Origin of the sequence: Leptospira kanakyensis (assembly GCF_004769235.1) — a bacterium.
In the GTDB taxonomy this organism is placed as follows: Bacteria; Spirochaetota; Leptospiria; order Leptospirales; family Leptospiraceae; genus Leptospira_A; species Leptospira_A kanakyensis.
Genome location: NZ_RQFG01000005.1, coordinates 1,027,144 through 1,043,480, shown reverse-complemented (window position 1 = coordinate 1,043,480; position 16,337 = coordinate 1,027,144). Strand labels below are relative to the sequence as shown.

Sequence of the window (16,337 nt, the reverse complement as noted above, 5' to 3'; positions counted from 1 at the left end):
GCAATTGTCATTCTAACAATGATTCTCCAATCTGACAAACCAAAAGAAGAATGTGCCATTTTCGGCATCTACAATAGCAAGGAAGCTGCTAATTTTACCTACCTAGGTTTGTACTCAATGCAACACCGAGGCCAGGAGTCCAGTGGGATCGTCACAACCGATGGATCTCACTTATACCGGTATGCCAACATGGGTCTCGTGGCAAATATCTTCACTCAACCGAAGATCAAAGAGCTCATTGGGGATGCGGCCATTGGTCACAACCGGTATTCCACAACGGGAGCGAGTTTTTTACGAAATGCTCAGCCCATCCGCGTGGAATCCCACTTAGGTCCTGTGGCTCTTGCCCACAATGGAAACCTAGTCAACTCCTGGGACATTCGAAATAAGCTCGAAAGAGACGGATCGATCTTCCAAACCACCATTGATTCTGAAGTCATCGTCCACTTAATGGCGAAAAGCCATAAAACAGATTTGTTAGAAGCACTCTGTGAATCACTCGCACAAGTTCGCGGTGCCTACTCTCTGTTAGTTTTAACTCCTAGATACCTCATTGCTGTGCGTGATCCAAATGGTTTCCGTCCACTCGTGATGGGGAAACGTTCGGATGGGGCCATTGTCTTTGCTTCGGAAACCTGTGCTTTTGATATCACAGAAACGGAATATGTAAGAGATGTGGAACCAGGAGAGATGGTTGTCATCGATCATACCGGAATGCGCTCTCTCTATCCATTCCCAAAAGCAAAACCAAGCCTTTGTATTTTTGAATATATCTACTTCGCAAGACCTGATTCCTATATTTTTGAAGAATCCGTTTACAAAGTAAGAAAATCTCTCGGTCGCCAGCTTGCACGTGTTATGCCGGTGGAAGCCGATGTGATCATTCCTGTTCCCGATTCTGCAAACATTGCGGCACTTGGTTACAGTGAAGAGTCAGGAATTCCTTACCAAAGTGGTCTTGTGCGTTCTCATTATATTGGTCGAACTTTCATTGAACCGGACCAAAAGATTCGGGACTTTGGAGCCAAAATCAAATACAATGTGGTGAAAGAAGTGGTGAACGGAAAACGCGTGGTCATCATTGACGACTCGGTGATGCGGGGAACCACAAGCCGCAAAATCATCAAGATGATTCGTAATGCTGGCGCTAAAGAAATTCATTTCCGAGTTTCCGCACCACCAACAGTATCCCCTTGTTACTACGGAATCGATATTCCTACGCATAAAGAACTGATTGCCTCCACACATAGTATTGATGAAATCCAAAAGTATCTTCGTGTGGATTCCCTTGCTTATTTAACATTGGATACAATGCACAAAGCAGTGGAAGGTCATAAGGGTGGTGGGTTTTGTGATGCTTGTTTCACATCCAATTACCCAGTGGAATTCCAAGACCATGCTGGAAACCAAAAGTCACTCTTTACGGAATACGCGACGGAAGAGTAATGGAAGAGCTTGAACTTTCCAAAACCTTTGGTTTTGAAGCCGCACATTTTTTACCAAATGTTCCCGAAGGCCATAAATGCAAACGGATGCATGGCCATAGCTTTCGTTTTGCTGTGTATTTGAAGGGTGAGATTGATCCGCATACAGGTTGGATCATGGATTTTGGGGAACTAAAATCCATCGTAAAACCAATCTTAGACGAACATTTGGATCATTATGTTTTGAATGATGTACCAGGTTTAGAAAACCCAACGAGCGAAAACATTGCTGTTTGGCTCTGGAACCAACTCAAACCAAAATTGCCGCTGCTTGATAAAATTACTCTCTACGAAACTTGCACTAGTTCCTGTGTATACAGGGGACCAAAAAAGTAAATGGTTTCCGTTACGGATTCCTCTCCCAAATCCAAATCTGAAAAAAAAGGTGCCGTTGTACTTCTGTCAGGTGGACTCGATTCAACCACTTGTCTTTATGTGGCAGCTAAAGAATTTGGTTATCCCAAAAACAAAAAATTACCAATACTCGCTTTATCTTTCGATTATTCTCAAAAACATAAAATTGAACTGATCAAAAGTAAAAAAATCGCAAAAACTCTCGGAATCAAACATGTGATCCAAAAATTGGATCCTGGATTTTTTTTGGGAAGTTCCCTTACCGAAAAAAAAATCAAGGTGAGAAAGAACGCCAAATCCTTGTTTAGTGGGATCGAAGAAGAAATTCCGAATACCTATGTCCCAGGGCGTAATATTTTATTTTTATCGTTTGCTTTGTCACTGGCAGAAGGCCATGGGTATGATTCCATTTATATTGGAGTCAATGCACTTGATTATTCTGGGTATCCCGATTGCCGGCCAGAGTTTATTGAATCATTCCAAAAGATGGCAAATCTTGGGACAAAAAAAGGTGTGAGTGGCGATGGTGATTCCATCCAAATCAAAACTCCACTTTTGCATCTGGGTAAAAAAGAAATTATTGAACTGGGAATCCAGGTAGACGCACCACTCCACCTAACTCATTCTTGTTATGATCCTATCAAAGGAAAACCTTGCGGAAAATGCGATTCTTGTATTTTAAGAGCCAAAGGATTTTTAGAAGCTGGAATTTTAGACCCAGCCTTATCACGACAATGAATTTTAGAAGGATTCTTATGAGAATTCGAATACTTTTATTTTTAATTATACTTTCTCTTACTTTTCAATGTACACAAACTAATCTCAATAATCCATCGGATTCAAATACAAAAGCATATTTAGAAACTGCTATATGGAATTGTATCTACAGACTTGTTCCCTGTTATGAAATCAAACAACAAAACCAAGGTATCAAACAATGGACTAGGTTGTTAGGAGGCACTATCGCAGTAACAACGAATTCTTTAGCATCTGCAACAGATTTCGATGGTAATAACTATATTGCTGGTAAGGTAACTGGGGCCCTTCCTGGGCAAACAAAAATTGCTAATGGGTTGTATACCGATATTTTTTTAGCGAAATACGATCCAAATGGGAATCGATTGTGGATTCGTCAGATGGGCTCAGTAGGCAACTATCATTCTGATATACTCGAAATTCATGTAGATACTTTTGGTGATGTCATTGTAACAGGATCGACGGTTGGTGCCTTTGTAGGATATTCATCTACTGATTTTGGATCTTTATTGATCAAATTCTCTAGTGAGGGGGAATTACTCTGGTCAAAAATTTTTTACGCAAATGCAACTCAACTAATTGCGGGAGTGGGCATCACTTCCGATTTACAAGGGAATATTTATGTTACAGGGCATACGGAGCTAACGAACATTGATAGTGAGAATGCTTCTGGTAATTACAACTTGTTTGTTTTCAAATATGACCGGTTTGGAACCATTCTATGGAAACGTTTGTTAGGTGGATATGGCATCGATATTTACGGAGTGAAAGCAACGTATGATTCTTCTACAAACCAAATTTGCGTCGTGGGCCATGTGATTGGCTCGGGAACTTTTTTTAATCAAACTCTTTCTGGCAGTCAAGATAGTTTTGTTTTAGGATTTCATCCAGATGGTTATTACAAATGGGCGAAGATTTTGGGTACAACCGGTGTCAATTTATGGATCAGAGGTGTTTCTGCAGACAAAAGAGGATTCTTTTATATTGCGGGTGATGTTAGTGCGGGTTACGATGGAGAAAGTTTTTCTGGTACCGTAGGTGAGCTGTTAGTGAAATTTGATAGTAAAGGAAATAGAGAATGGACAAAGTTACGAGGTGCCGGTACGGGTACAACAACTACTTCCAGAGGCATTTATGCAGACAATGCGGGTAATGTCTATACTGTTGGATGGACTAATGGAAATCTTTCAGGAGTGACATTGAATGGAACTCAAGATGCCTATCTATCGAAGTATCATTTTAATGGGAACTTGGAATGGACAAGGTTGTCTGGAAGCAGCTTGGTAACGTTAGATGGTATGGCTTTATCTTCCGATCGATATGGTACCATTTACTTAACCGGAGGAACTACGGGAAATCTAGATGCCCAAACAAAAACAGGGGCAAAAGATGCTTTTGTCATTCAATATAAATAGAATTCATCGGGAAAATTTAGTCTAAAATGCGATCATTTCTATTTCTTATCATTTTGATTGTATCCCAATGCAAACCTTTGTCGTTTAACAATCCTTCAGATGGAAACACAAAAGCATTTTTAGAAACACAATTACTTCGTTGTTTATTGGAAGATAAAGAATGCTTCGAAATCCCACAGGACAATCAAGGTGTCAAACAATGGACAAGGTTACTTGGCCAGACAGGGTTCGATACCTATTCACTATCCAATGCTGCTGAAAGAAATGGATTTATTTATCAACTTGGTACAACAACAGGATCTTTATTGAATCAGCCAAAAATATCACCTACTACTGATGATTATGTCGATATTTTTGTATCCCAATTTGATCGAGAAGGAAATGTTCATCGGTTGAAACAGATGGGCAGTTCCGTTGTTTCGTCAACATATGCTGAACTGATTCATATCGATGCTTTTGGAGATCTTTGTATCGTTGGAAGTTCCAATGGCCCTTTCAATGAACTTCCAGCAAGTGGTGGAGGTAGTCTTGTGATTAAAATGCATCCTTCTGGAGTCGTATTTTGGACAAGAATTTTTCCGACGGGTGATGAAACATTAGGGTCAGGTATCACATCCGATAATGAAGGAAACGTTTATATTACGGGTAACACCGAAACTCAAGTAGTTAACGGTGAAACAGCAGGTAATACTCGTAATGTGATCATTTTTAAATATAGCAGGAATGGTGATTTAATTTGGACGAGGTTGATTGGCCAAGTAGGCTTTACAGCTTATGGGCACCAAATTCAATTTGATCCGGTTTCTAATCGTCTATTCGTAACAGGGATTGTGGGGGGTTCCGGTTCCTTCTTAGGTACAACATTACCAGGAGGAGTATCTGATTCCTTTTTATTTTCTTTAGACACAAATGGTGTAATCAAATGGTCGCGGTATTTGGGATTAACAAGTGCAACGACTAACATCGTGGGAATGTCTTTGGATAAAAAAGGTTCTGTTTATCTGGTAGGAGATACTAGCGGGAATTTAGATGGCCAATCTAAAGATGGAAATACGGTTCAAACTTTAACAAAATTTAGCGTATCGGGTGAGAAAATTTGGACACGATTGTTGAATGGTGGCGGAACATCAAACACCAATGGAATTCAAGTTTATGCAGACAATGCTTTCCATGTTTATACTACGGGTTATACGACTGGTAATCTAAATGGTAACACACTCATAGGTGTGCAAGATGCCTATCTTTCCAAATATGATGGAAACGGAAATTTGATTTGGACCAAAACTTCAGGGAATAGCGGATCGACTCTTTATGGAAGAGGGATATCAGCGGATCGATATGGAACAATTTATTATTCTGGTTTTACCAATGGAAGTATCGATGGTCAGGTCAAACAAGGGGCAATCGATTCTTTTTTAATGAAGTATCAATAAGAGCTAACAAAATACATTGTGTAACCTCGAAGTCTTCGGATATACACAATGTATTTCTTATCAATCGAACTAGTATCCGACTGTAAATCTTTGTTTTACATGTTTTTTTTCTTCTAGTTCATCCACAAAAGCTTTTACTAAATCGGCCAGTGAAATATGACTATGCCCGTTGGTATCAACAAGAAGAGATTCTTTGGAAACACGATAGTTACCAGTTTTTGAACCTTCTGGTTCGATGATGGCAGAAGGAGAAAGGAAGGTCCAATCTAATTCCTTCTCTGATCGTAAGTGGTTTAATATCTGCCTTGCACCGTCTGCACCGGCAAAATACTCTTTTGGAAATTCTGGGGTGTCAATCAGTTGCACTCCAGGTTGTACTTCCAAAGAACCGGCTCCACCCATAACAATGATCCTTTTCACACCAGCCTTTTTGGTAGCATTGAGAATGGATAAAGATCCATTGATCATGTTCTCTCGGATATTTGGATCTGTCCAACCAGGGTTATAGGAATCTAATACAGCATCAGATCCGGAAATGATATTGGATAAACCATCAGTATCAAAAATATCCCCTTGGAATTTTGTTAAGTTTGGGTTTTCCAGTTCCAATTTAGAAGGGTCTCGTAAAACAGCTGTCACTTGATACCCCTTGTTTAAAGTTTCTTCTAGAGTTTTACTTCCGATAAACCCCGTTGCTCCAATTAATGTAATTTTCAATTTTTACTCCTTTGTTGTTTTGTTGTAACTTACATTATTACATCTTATATTAAAAAAATTTTAGTTCCTATGCTTGTTTTTTAGATAAACCTTTTTTTTTAGACTCTGTTCTTGTTCGAATTTCGGAACTAACGTCTGCTAAATTATATTTTGAAAGTTTAGATTCCATGGCTTTTTGTGCCTCATCTAAAATTCCCGTCAGGGCAGATTGGATATTTTTTCCAATCGGACAATTGGGATTGGGATGTTCATGCAAAAGAAATAAGGCATCTTCTTTTTCTGTAGCCTTGTAGATATCTAGTAAGTTAATTTCCCTGGCAGGTTTAGACAAGGAAGAACCTTTGATACCCTGACGTACATTGATGATACCTGCTTTTTTTAATTTCCCGAGTAACAAACGAATGATAGCAGGGTTAGTGCCCACCGACCCCGCAATTTCCTCGGATGAAACTTCTCCATCCATTTCCAAAATGGTTAGGATATGAATGGCAACGGAATATCTACTCGGGATCGACATAGTGGCTACTTGTAACCATAAATGTTACACCTTGTTTTTTGGGCAAGTCTTAATTTCCTATTTTCTCCATTTCCCCGGGCTCGAAAAGTTTTTAGTGCGACTTGGTTTGAAATGAAATTTGGATCCTGAATTGAATTTTGGTGCATTGAATCTGGCGTTATTGAACTTAAAACGCCCTGGTTTGATGTCTAATTTTCCTTTGGGAATGTAAGCTCTTTCTTTTAAGAGAGAAAACAAACCACCAAGGTCAATGGCTCCTGTTTCTCCACCACCTCCCCCTCCACCTGCGAGTTCTTCCTCTCCTTCTTCGTCCTCATCATCCTCGTCGTCTTCATCGTCATCATTACCAGATTGTTTTTTTCCATCGGCGGATGCTACATCCAAATTAACTGGTTTGGGTTCTATATACTTTGATTTAAAAGTAACTTGTGAATAAAAATCAATAATGTTTGATTCAGCTAACTTTGGTAAGGTCTCTAAGTTGGTTTCGTTTGGAAGACTTCTAGATAAAATATAAATTTGGCTTTGGGATTTGAAACATGAAAAAACATAATATTCTTTTTTAAACTGGTCAGTTCCCAGATCTGGTTTTGCAATTTCTAAGGTAAAAGTATAAGTTCCGTTTCTATATTCGGGGGAATAGGTTTCATGAATGATTCCTGATTTAGGATAATTTTTTTTGATTTTATCTATGAGATTGGAATTAATAAAATTTTTTAGAGTTTTTTCAATTCCATCTGTGATGATATCGGAATGAATTTTCTGATTCACGTTGATGGCTTGGATCTTAAACAAACCATGAATAGGATCAAAGAAACTTACATTTTTTTTCCCATCTCGTATGACGGCAAAACGTTTATCGACAGGGATTTCCGTTTTGAATAAATCAGAATCGGAAGAATAAGTCCCCCCAAGAACATCACCATAAACTGGATTGAGTCTTTTGATTGGTAGAGGTTCGCTGTTTTTATTTTCTAAAGCAGCTAAAAATTGATCTCTTGTGTGATCAAAGAATCGATAGTCTTTGTTATAGTTTTCTACATCATCAAATAAATTAAACGTAGGTAACAGAAGCCAAGTCATTACTCTCCGATATCCAAATTTATAAGTAGTGAAAGATGGTTTAATTTCTAAGGCAGTTCGTTTATAAACTGTAAAATAATGATTTTCATAATTTACACTGGGAATGATCCCAAGAGAAATTAAAAATAAAATTACATTATAATAATCTTTTTCTCTTTTTGAATAATATAAGTGGTAGTAGGTATCGCAGTTTTCAATTTCTTGTAACAACAATTTGGAATCATTAGAATGATGAAAAAAAGTATCTGCATCTGCGATTTCAGCATACTTATATAAAGTTTTTTTATATTGGGGTTCTGCCGTGTTATTTTGAATTTGTTTGAATCGATCAAATGATTTATTTTTACGAAAAGAATCTAATTCTTTTATATAAGGCCAAGATTCTGGGATTCCATAAATATGTTTGATATGTCTGGTATTTGTATTTTTTAATTTTAAGTTGGTTCGGATATTTTCTATAAATTGAGTATCGATAGCTTGTATATTTGCTGGTGAGTTTTCTTCTGGCGAACCGACTTCTTGAAATTTCAATACCGAAACAAAACAAGAAGTACCAAAATCTCCAACCAAATTTGGTGCATCAGAAAGGGGAAGTTCCGACGTTGTGTTTGGAGATACCCGGGTATGATACCAACTGATATGGCAATTGAAAAGAAGGAGAAAAAAAACAAAACATGATTTCAGAATCCAGTTCACGGAAAGGAATCTACGGTTAATTTTTGTTTTGTCAAAACAAAAAGGAATACTAACAAATCGTTGGTGCTCTTACTTTTTTCTCTTTTATATAACAGCCATTTTTTTTTCTGAAGCACCTAAAAGATTTTCCCAGCTCGACCCTACCAAAAGGAACGGAATCATCTTTTTCGCCGTTTATTCCATATATTTGGCGAAGAATTTGTGCTCAGATTCGAAAAATCGGGAATTCTGGCCTTCAAGGCGGACTGGGTAGGGAATCTGTGTAAAATTTTGTTTCCAAAATGGTCAAATTTTCCATAACTACTTCTAGTATATGGAAATATTTGTTACAGCCGTCACGATTTTCGTCCTCGCGATCTTCGTGGGATTTGAAATCATCACAAAAATCCCTCCCATCCTCCACACCCCACTTATGTCGGGTTCCAACGCCATTTCCGGCATTACCTTAATCGGTGCCCTCTATGCTGCCGGGATCGAAGAGAGTAATATCACCAAAATTTTGGGCCTTCTCTCGGTAATTTTTGCTACGATCAACGTAGTGGGTGGGTTTCTCGTCACTCACAGGATGCTTGGAATGTTCAAGAAAAAGGATACACCTAAATAATGGAATTAGTTAGCATTCTTAACCTTTCTTACCTGGTTGCTTCCATCCTCTTTATTGTTGGAATCAAACAATTGGCTCACCCAAAAACGGCAACTCGAGGAAATTTACTCGGTGCTCTGGGTATGCTCATTGCCGTAGTCGCAACACTATTTGACCAAGCCATTCTAACTTATGATTGGATCCTTGTTGGAGTCCTTGTTGGATCTCTCATCGGTATCATTATGGCAATTAAAATCCAAATGACAGCTATGCCACAACTTGTAGCAGTGCTCAATGGATTTGGTGGGATTGCTTCTGTATTTGTTGCAGGTGCTGCTTTACAACTTTCCATTCCTAAGTATGCGTTTGCAGTGAACTACCAAGAGATTGTTTCCATAGTTTTCTCTGCCGTTGTTGGTGGGATTACTTTCTCTGGAAGTTTTATCGCCTTCGGTAAGTTACAAGGTTTTATTACAGAAAAAGCAGTTCGTTATCCTGGTGATCAACTTGTAAAAATCCTCGTTGGCCTTGCTGCTGTAGGACTTGGAGTTTATGGATGTTTAGAGCCGACTGACGAATCTATTTATTGGATTTTAAGTGGTGTGAGTTTACTTCTCGGTGTTTTCCTTGTGATCCCTATCGGTGGGGCAGACATGCCAGTTGTGATTTCCCTTCTTAACTCTTATTCAGGGATTGCAGCTTCGGCAACGGGGTTTGTACTTAATAATAATGTTCTAATTATCTCAGGTTCCCTTGTTGGTGCTTCTGGAATTATTCTAACACAAATCATGTGTAAGGCTATGAATCGCAGTTTGACGAATGTTCTATTTGGGGGATTCGGGGCTGTCGCTACAGAAATGAAAGATGATGGCGATTTTTACTCTGGTAAAGTTAAGTCAACCAGTGCAGAAGAAGTAGCGATGTTGTTAGATGTCGCAAGAAGTGTAGTGATTGTCCCTGGTTATGGTATGGCTGTAGCACAAGCGCAACATACTGTTCGCGATTTATACCAACTTCTAACTGCTCGTAATATCGATGTCACATTTGCAATCCATCCAGTAGCAGGTCGTATGCCTGGTCATATGAACGTTTTACTTGCAGAAGCAGATATTCCTTATGATCGATTGAAAGAGATGGACGAGATCAATAGTACTTTCGAAAATGTTGATGTTGTGATCGTTAATGGTGCGAATGACGTAACGAACCCACTTGCAAAAACAGATCCAAAATCACCAATTGCTGGTATGCCGATTTTGGACGTTGGAAATGCAAAAACGGTAGTTGTGATCAAACGTTCCCTTAGTCCTGGATTTGCTGGAGTGCCTAACCCGCTCTTCATTGCTGACAACTGCTTGATGTTGTTTGGTGATGGTAAAAAAGCAACTCAAGAGATGATCACAGCTTTAAAAGAATCTTAGAGCCGGAAAATATGAAGAAACAAGTCTATATCGTTGATGACCACCCTCTTGTAGTAGATGCACTACAAAACTTAATTGCTAAATCAGAAGATTTAGAGTGCATCGGGAGTGCGGATAATATTGAAAAAGCATTTAACGATATAGAACAACTGCAACCAACACTCGTTTTGATTGATATCCAACTCAAACAAAACCAAAACGGATTGCAGTTACTCAAACGCCTTCGAACAACATTTCCTAATATCGCCGTCATCATCATCAGTATGTTGACGGATGATACCTTTGTGGACCGTGCATTTAAACTTGGTGCTATGGGTTATGTATTTAAAGAAGATACTACCACACAAATTGTAGAAGCCATCCATACGGTTCTTAAAGGTGATTATTTTGTCAGTTCGTCTCAAGCAACTCGACTGCTCGGACATCTCTACAGAGCTTCCCAAAAAGACGAAAAAGATCCTATCGACAGATTGTCTAACCGTGAGTTAGAAGTGTTTCTGATGATTGGAGAAGGGATGCCGGTCAAAGAAATTGCAGCCAATATGGGACTTGCCCCATCTACCATTGAAACACTACGTTCTCGTATTAAATCCAAACTCAGCATCACTGAAAACGAAAAACTAATTCGTGTGGCTGTGGAATGGAAATACACACAAGCCAAAACGGATATAGTCGTTTCTTAACTAATACCGAAGTTTGAAATAGTGATACAGTAAATCTTTTCCTTCCCTGGAAGAGAGTAACATTCTATATGCTTCTGCAATTTTAGATTCGTTTTGGGATTGTTTTTGGATGAAATGAAAGAAGTCGTTTGCTCTTTCATCATACCCTAAGTTTAAAAGCAAATTTAGATAAAAACTTTGGTCATATTCATCAGCGAATGGTGAGTATGCGATGGGTCGAAGTAAGTTTTCCGCATCTCTCCATTTTCGAATTTCAAAATAACATCTTGCATAAACTTTTTTTTCTCTCCATCCTAAGAGCCTTACATTTTTTAAATAGGTAAGTGATTTTTTAGGATCTTTTTCCGTAGAATAAACAACTCGACCCATTAGATGGGATGCTTGGACATGTTTGGGATCTTGTTCTAAAATGGTAACTAATTCTGCTTTGGCTTTTTCAGTTTCATTGAGTTCTAAATATGTTTTTGCTAAAATGAATTTTGCTTCGTTGTAGTTGGCTTTGTATTCAAGTGATTTGTTTAAGGATAAAATTGCGTTATTGTAATCTTTTAATATATAATAAGCCAGACCTAAATTGTAATGATAAAAAGGATTGTAAGGAGAGATTTGGTTGGTTTCCATCCAAGTATTTTTTGCTTCGGACCAACTGTCTTCTTGTGCATAGATCATTCCGAGTAAAAAACTTGCGGCTTCATGGTTTGGTTCTTTTTTGAGAGCTTTGTTTAAACTTTCTTTTGCTTCTTGCCATTCCATTCGCGAGTACAACAAACTTCCGTTTAAATAATCATATTCAGGATAAGATTTATAAACCTCTGATTGGATTTTTTTCCATTCTGTATCAGCTAAAAGAAACCTTCCATAACGAAGGGCATTGATAATATTACGACTGACCTTTTCTAATTCAATTTTTGCATTGATTTCGATGGTTTCTTTATCTTCTGATTCAGAGTAAATCATGTTGGCAGAGAAAAAGAGAAGAAAAACAAAGATTGGGATTTGAATTTTAGCTTTCATAAATTGATTCTAACCATTTCACAATTTTTATATGAGCATCGCGAACTAATTTTATTTTTGAATGAGGAAAATCTATTGGGAAGTTTTGTTTTTCTGTTATAGAAGAAAGAGATCCTAAATAGGGAATTCCTAATTCTTGTTCCGCAAATTGACCTAAAGATTCGTGGATTGGTGTTATGCCTACCAAACAAACTTTTTTCCCATTGGTTATGGATTCCATCATAGTTTGTCCAAAATATGTGAGTACAAATTCAGAAGATTGAATTTGTTTTAAGAATTCAATGTAGGAAACTCTAGGAATAAATTCTATATTTTGATTGATTGGTGGACTTCCTCCGATACGAATCACAGAATGAATGTTAGTTTTTTTCCCTTTAGATTCCAAATCCAAACACTGGATCAGGTAATCATCAATTTGTTTTGAATTTTTTTGATCTAGACTACCTGCATAAACAAGAACTCGACCTGGAATTGTGATTTGGTTCCAATCCAAGTCGGAAAGAGGGGAACTAAAATAGGAAATTAAATTTTTATTTGGTATTGGTGTGATAGGATTCGGCAGAAAAAAACTAGAATTGGGTTTTGTTGGTAAATGGTTGGTGTTATCAATATAAAACTCATGAGGTAAATGGAATTCATTTTCTCTTATGTCGAGGATATGAGGCAGGTTTTTTGAATGAAGGTCTGGTGTTGTTGAGAGTTCCACTTCATATCCATTCATTTCTAAAAATAAAGCCAAAGACTTACATCTTTCTAAGTGTCCAGTTCCAAACTTAGTAGGTTCCGCATAAACAATCCGAACTTTTTTGGAATTTCGATCCACTTTTGGTAATGAAAAAACCACTTGTTCCACCGAAGCATTGATCAAAAAAAACTCTGGTTTTTCTTTTGCCAATTGGATGACTTCCTTAGCTCCAAAAAATGGATCCTTTAGTCCCAATTCTTTCCATAATTTACAAACGAGTTCATAATCTTTAGGTTCATCAACGGTAATTCGTAAGGAACTTTGTGAAACATCTGTTAAATGGTTTAGATGGTGAGCTTTTAGTCGGATTTGTCTATGGATTTCTGGATGTTCTTTGATATGGAGTGAGACATGTTCCGTATACCTTTCTGGAATTGGTCCATCCATATCATTCAAAAGAGAATCTGCAGAAAAACATTCCACTCCCATCCCTAAAGGGAGACCCACCATCGAAAGGCTGTAATATGGACCAGAAATATAAGTGATTGCTTCATACAAATATCGTATGGATTCTAAATCAACAAATGGGTTATCGCCTGTTAATCGAAAGATATGTTTGGCTTGAAAATGAAGGCATGCCTTTCGAAATCGATCCCGAACATCGTTTTCTGATCCGATGAAGTAATTATAGTTTCTGTTTTGTAAAAATTTTACGAGTTCGGTATCACCTTCGGGTACTAAAAATACAATCTGATCTTTGGGAAAAATAGTGGAGAGTCGATTTTGGATATGATCAAGGACGGAAGTATTTGAATCTTCTGGAATGGATTTTAAGATTTTTTTTGGAAACCTTGTGGATCCTAGTCTTGCCTGAATGAAGGCAAAACAATCACGCGTTGAAAGTATACCACTCATCACAATTCAAACAAGGTGCAGGAATTTTTCCGTGTTCTCCATTAAAACTATGTTTAAAAAAATCTAATCCTTTCTGCCAAATATCGCCGAGAGTTTCTTTATATAAATTTCCAACGATTTCTTTTTGATTTTGTTTACAAATGGAAACGGTTCCGTCTACAGAAAGAGATAAATCGCGAACCAAATGCCAACAAAAATCCCTGTGGATGGGAGTTAAATCACTCACTCGACGTTCGGGGAGTTTGTTTGCAAAAGTATTATATTTCTGTAAGATGATGTTGATTCCTTTTTTCTCAAAATGGGTAAAATATGGATCAATTTCTTCTTCCACTTCTTTCATTTTGATCATTTGAACATGTAACGATTGTTTTGGAAGTACTTGCGAAAGTTTGTCTATAGTAAGGAGAACCTTTTCCAGTTCTGCTTTTCCATATAAGGATTTGTAAACATCAGGTTTTAAACTAGTTACATTGGCTATGATACAAAGTTTTTCTTTTAAAGAAGGATCTAAATTACTAATGAAAGTTAGGAATGAATCGGTGTTTGTATACAGTGCCGTTTCAATGATGAGTTCAGTCAGTAAATTTAGTTTTAGAATTTCTGAAACTACGTTTTCAAATTCAGGATGGAGGAGTGGTTCTCCATTTCCAGAAAGACTAATGGTGATGGGAGAGGTAAGTTCTGCATTTAGTTTTGTGATGGTATTTTTTACTTCTTCTAAAGAAACAAAACTTCCATCGTTAGATAAATCGGCAAACTCACGCGGACAAAATGTACATTTTAGTTCGCAACCTTTGTAAATCTCCCATTCTAAATAAGATGGAGCACTTCGAAATAAACCAGGATTTTCTTTTAATTTGTTAAGTAGATTGTCGTATGATAAATTTGTTCCCAGTGGTAACAAACCTTGGATGAGCGTTAAGGAACGTATTGATGCCATTCGAAAGTCCAAACGAAGTTGGCGAAGGTCAGGTGCCTTATAAAAAATATCTACATCATATTGGTTGATGTTTTTTAGAAAAAAAGAATGAATATCTGTTGTTAACGTATCTAGTAAAGAGGTTAAGAATTCGCGAGTGATGATGGTTGGTGTTAGACCTGGTGGTAAATTTTCAGAATAAGAATATTGGCTAAAAAAGTTTTTATGGCGTTCCCAAGCTTTTTCTGTGAGATCAGAATCTAAAAGTGGAGAAACCCCAGTAAAATAAAGAAAACAAACTTCATCCCAATCTGGATCTTTAAACTGTGATTCCGGTAAAAGATTTCCTAATTTAAGTAAAAATTCATATTCCTTAGAGATGTTTTCATGGATTGTCAGTCGGTTAACTAAGGAAGTGGAACCCAGTTTTTTAGAAAGATTAGAATCAACGTTGATATGAATGGGTATTTTTGGAAATACTAAGGAGAGTCGATTCACAAATTCTTCCCAGAGTTCTATTCTAAAGTTTAAATTTAGAAACTGAATGGAAGGGGAGTCCAAATAAACTACCGCAAAACTTGGGTTATAGTCTTTTCGGTTCATCATTAGTCTATGTTGTATTTTTCTTCTGGGTTACTTATATTGTGTTCTTTGATATAGATAGGATCAAAGATAGAGATAGATGTATTTTTACGTGTGGTTGTGACCCAGTCTTCAAAAGAAGTTTGTTCCTTTTCACGAAACAAAAAACCTTGGATCCCTTTTCTTACTGCGTCTAGTGGTGTTGGTCTCATCCCTTCAATAAAAACGATACAATAACGTTTACGATCATCTCTAAAAACTTCAGAAATTTTTCCAGGGCCACCTACTTGTGTTAATACAGAAGCAGTGATTGGTTGAGTTTTGTACAATTCAAATGTGGGAACCCAATTGACGAGACCCCCATTCAAACGATAACGAGATTCATTTCTTGGGCCAGAAGCTACAAGTTTAAAGAAAGATGGATCTTTTAATGATTTATTTCGGATTTCAGTGAGTTCGTTGAACACTCTTGTTTCTTCGTCAATGGATGCATTTGCTGGAGAAAGAACAATTTCGCGAAATCTAAACTCTGAACCCACCTTCGCCTTGTTTTTGTTATACCATGATTGAACTTCTTGTTCTGAAGGTAGGGGCGGACTCACTTTGATTTGTAAAAGTTGGCCCTTCTTGATTTGGTAAGGTAAATCTTCTAACCAAACATCATAAGGTAAATTGAATTGGTTTTGGACGGCCTTCTTAAATTGTTCTAAGTCACTGATACCTTGGGCTTCCATCCTTTTTTGAATTTCAGCTTCGATTCGTTTTTCATTTACCTGAATGGATTCTTCATCAGCGGCATTGTCCACCACGGCCCGATCAATTAAAAAATCTACTACCTGGGAATGGAGAGATCCTTTTTTGCGATAGTTCGGAAAAAAACGGGATAAGTTTTTATAACGTTCTACACCTTCTTCATAATCCAAACTAGAAATGGATTTAGGGCCAACGATGGCAAGAACCGCATTTAAAGATTCGTAAGAACTTAAACTTATGAGAGGGGTGAGAAGGAGGCTAAAGGTTAAAACCGTAGCAAAAAACGAAATCAAAAATCGAGACATTCGTGATCCTTTTTGCATACGGTCG

15 protein-coding genes are annotated in these 16,337 nt (G+C 37.5%); 8 read left to right on the top strand and 7 right to left on the bottom strand.

Annotated elements, in window-relative coordinates; translation table 11 throughout:
- Nucleotides 1–18 precede the first annotated feature (18 nt).
- From purF to EHQ16_RS05500, 5 genes are read left to right on the top strand one after another with little or no spacing between them, the layout of a single operon-like run.
- Nucleotides 19–1,446, top strand: a complete 1,428-nt coding sequence (gene purF / locus EHQ16_RS05520; protein ID WP_135601884.1) for an amidophosphoribosyltransferase — start codon at nt 19–21, stop codon at nt 1,444–1,446.
- The gene (queD, locus tag EHQ16_RS05515; protein ID WP_100743536.1) at nt 1,446–1,820 is read left to right on the top strand and encodes a 6-carboxytetrahydropterin synthase QueD; all 375 of its coding nucleotides are present in this window, start codon (nt 1,446–1,448) and stop codon (nt 1,818–1,820) included. Before purF ends, queD begins: the two co-directional genes overlap by 1 nt.
- Complete coding sequence (gene queC, locus EHQ16_RS05510) at nt 1,821–2,576, top strand: 7-cyano-7-deazaguanine synthase QueC (RefSeq protein ID WP_135634869.1); 756 nt, start codon at nt 1,821–1,823, stop codon at nt 2,574–2,576. It begins immediately after the preceding gene.
- Nucleotides 2,577–2,593: 17 nt separating this feature from the next.
- Nucleotides 2,594–4,009, top strand: a complete 1,416-nt coding sequence (locus tag EHQ16_RS05505) for an SBBP repeat-containing protein (protein ID WP_244241937.1) — start codon at nt 2,594–2,596, stop codon at nt 4,007–4,009.
- 26 nt (nt 4,010–4,035) lie between these two features.
- Nucleotides 4,036–5,442 (top strand): SBBP repeat-containing protein, encoded by a 1,407-nt coding sequence (locus EHQ16_RS05500; protein ID WP_135634871.1) that lies wholly within the window; start codon nt 4,036–4,038, stop codon nt 5,440–5,442.
- Nucleotides 5,443–5,511: 69 nt separating this feature from the next.
- Here EHQ16_RS05500 and EHQ16_RS05495 read toward each other — a convergent pair whose 3' ends face one another.
- The 3 genes from EHQ16_RS05495 to EHQ16_RS05485 all read right to left on the bottom strand — a co-directional run bounded on the left by EHQ16_RS05495 (nt 5,512) and on the right by EHQ16_RS05485 (nt 8,455).
- On the bottom strand, nt 5,512–6,159 hold the full coding sequence (locus EHQ16_RS05495; RefSeq protein WP_135634873.1) for an NAD(P)-dependent oxidoreductase: 648 nt from the start codon (nt 6,157–6,159) through the stop codon (nt 5,512–5,514).
- 67 nt (nt 6,160–6,226) lie between these two features.
- On the bottom strand, nt 6,227–6,676 hold the full coding sequence (locus EHQ16_RS05490) for an Rrf2 family transcriptional regulator (protein WP_135634875.1): 450 nt from the start codon (nt 6,674–6,676) through the stop codon (nt 6,227–6,229).
- 57 nt (nt 6,677–6,733) lie between these two features.
- The gene (locus EHQ16_RS05485; protein WP_244241936.1) at nt 6,734–8,455 is read right to left on the bottom strand and encodes a hypothetical protein; all 1,722 of its coding nucleotides are present in this window, start codon (nt 8,453–8,455) and stop codon (nt 6,734–6,736) included.
- 313 nt (nt 8,456–8,768) lie between these two features.
- On the opposite strand from EHQ16_RS05485, the gene EHQ16_RS05480 reads away from it, so the two are divergent.
- Genes EHQ16_RS05480 through EHQ16_RS05470 form a run of 3 tightly spaced genes read left to right on the top strand, consistent with a single transcriptional unit; the run spans nt 8,769 to nt 11,139 of the window.
- Entirely contained in the window at nt 8,769–9,059 is a 291-nt protein-coding gene (locus EHQ16_RS05480) for an NAD(P) transhydrogenase subunit alpha part 2 (RefSeq protein ID WP_135634877.1), read from the top strand.
- On the top strand, nt 9,059–10,456 hold the full coding sequence (locus EHQ16_RS05475; RefSeq protein ID WP_135634879.1) for an NAD(P)(+) transhydrogenase (Re/Si-specific) subunit beta: 1,398 nt from the start codon (nt 9,059–9,061) through the stop codon (nt 10,454–10,456). The genes EHQ16_RS05480 and EHQ16_RS05475 overlap by 1 nt, the downstream gene beginning before the upstream one ends.
- A gap of 11 nt (nt 10,457–10,467) precedes the next feature.
- A complete protein-coding gene (locus EHQ16_RS05470) occupies nt 10,468–11,139 on the top strand; it encodes a response regulator transcription factor (protein WP_100789490.1) in 672 nt (223 codons plus the stop codon).
- On the opposite strand, the gene EHQ16_RS05465 is transcribed toward EHQ16_RS05470, so the two are convergent.
- From EHQ16_RS05465 to EHQ16_RS05450, 4 genes are read right to left on the bottom strand one after another with little or no spacing between them, the layout of a single operon-like run.
- Nucleotides 11,140–12,153 (bottom strand): tetratricopeptide repeat protein, encoded by a 1,014-nt coding sequence (locus tag EHQ16_RS05465; RefSeq protein WP_135634881.1) that lies wholly within the window; start codon nt 12,151–12,153, stop codon nt 11,140–11,142.
- Nucleotides 12,143–13,753, bottom strand: coding sequence for a cytidylyltransferase domain-containing protein (locus tag EHQ16_RS05460; RefSeq protein ID WP_135634883.1), 1,611 nt, complete (start codon nt 13,751–13,753; stop codon nt 12,143–12,145). The genes EHQ16_RS05465 and EHQ16_RS05460 overlap by 11 nt, the downstream gene beginning before the upstream one ends.
- Nucleotides 13,728–15,278 (bottom strand): spiro-SPASM protein, encoded by a 1,551-nt coding sequence (locus EHQ16_RS05455; RefSeq protein ID WP_135634885.1) that lies wholly within the window; start codon nt 15,276–15,278, stop codon nt 13,728–13,730. The genes EHQ16_RS05460 and EHQ16_RS05455 overlap by 26 nt, the downstream gene beginning before the upstream one ends.
- Nucleotides 15,278–16,330, bottom strand: coding sequence for a putative peptidyl-prolyl cis-trans isomerase (locus EHQ16_RS05450; RefSeq protein WP_135634887.1), 1,053 nt, complete (start codon nt 16,328–16,330; stop codon nt 15,278–15,280). The genes EHQ16_RS05455 and EHQ16_RS05450 overlap by 1 nt, the downstream gene beginning before the upstream one ends.
- Between the last annotated feature and the right edge of the window lie 7 nt (nt 16,331–16,337).

Coding starts and splice junctions, on each gene's coding strand:
- EHQ16_RS05470 (WP_100789490.1), top strand. CDS start 10,468: ATGAAGAAACAAGTCTATATCGTTGATGACCACCCTCTTGTAGTAGAT.
- EHQ16_RS05455 (WP_135634885.1), bottom strand. CDS start 15,278: ATGATGAACCGAAAAGACTATAACCCAAGTTTTGCGGTAGTTTATTTG.
- EHQ16_RS05450 (WP_135634887.1), bottom strand. CDS start 16,330: ATGCAAAAAGGATCACGAATGTCTCGATTTTTGATTTCGTTTTTTGCT.
- purF (WP_135601884.1), top strand. CDS start 19: ATGATTCTCCAATCTGACAAACCAAAAGAAGAATGTGCCATTTTCGGC.
- EHQ16_RS05505 (WP_244241937.1), top strand. CDS start 2,594: ATGAGAATTCGAATACTTTTATTTTTAATTATACTTTCTCTTACTTTT.
- EHQ16_RS05460 (WP_135634883.1), bottom strand. CDS start 13,753: ATGAGTGGTATACTTTCAACGCGTGATTGTTTTGCCTTCATTCAGGCA.
- queD (WP_100743536.1), top strand. CDS start 1,446: ATGGAAGAGCTTGAACTTTCCAAAACCTTTGGTTTTGAAGCCGCACAT.
- EHQ16_RS05500 (WP_135634871.1), top strand. CDS start 4,036: ATGCGATCATTTCTATTTCTTATCATTTTGATTGTATCCCAATGCAAA.
- EHQ16_RS05490 (WP_135634875.1), bottom strand. CDS start 6,676: ATGTCGATCCCGAGTAGATATTCCGTTGCCATTCATATCCTAACCATT.
- EHQ16_RS05475 (WP_135634879.1), top strand. CDS start 9,059: ATGGAATTAGTTAGCATTCTTAACCTTTCTTACCTGGTTGCTTCCATC.
- EHQ16_RS05465 (WP_135634881.1), bottom strand. CDS start 12,153: ATGAAAGCTAAAATTCAAATCCCAATCTTTGTTTTTCTTCTCTTTTTC.
- EHQ16_RS05480 (WP_135634877.1), top strand. CDS start 8,769: ATGGAAATATTTGTTACAGCCGTCACGATTTTCGTCCTCGCGATCTTC.
- queC (WP_135634869.1), top strand. CDS start 1,821: ATGGTTTCCGTTACGGATTCCTCTCCCAAATCCAAATCTGAAAAAAAA.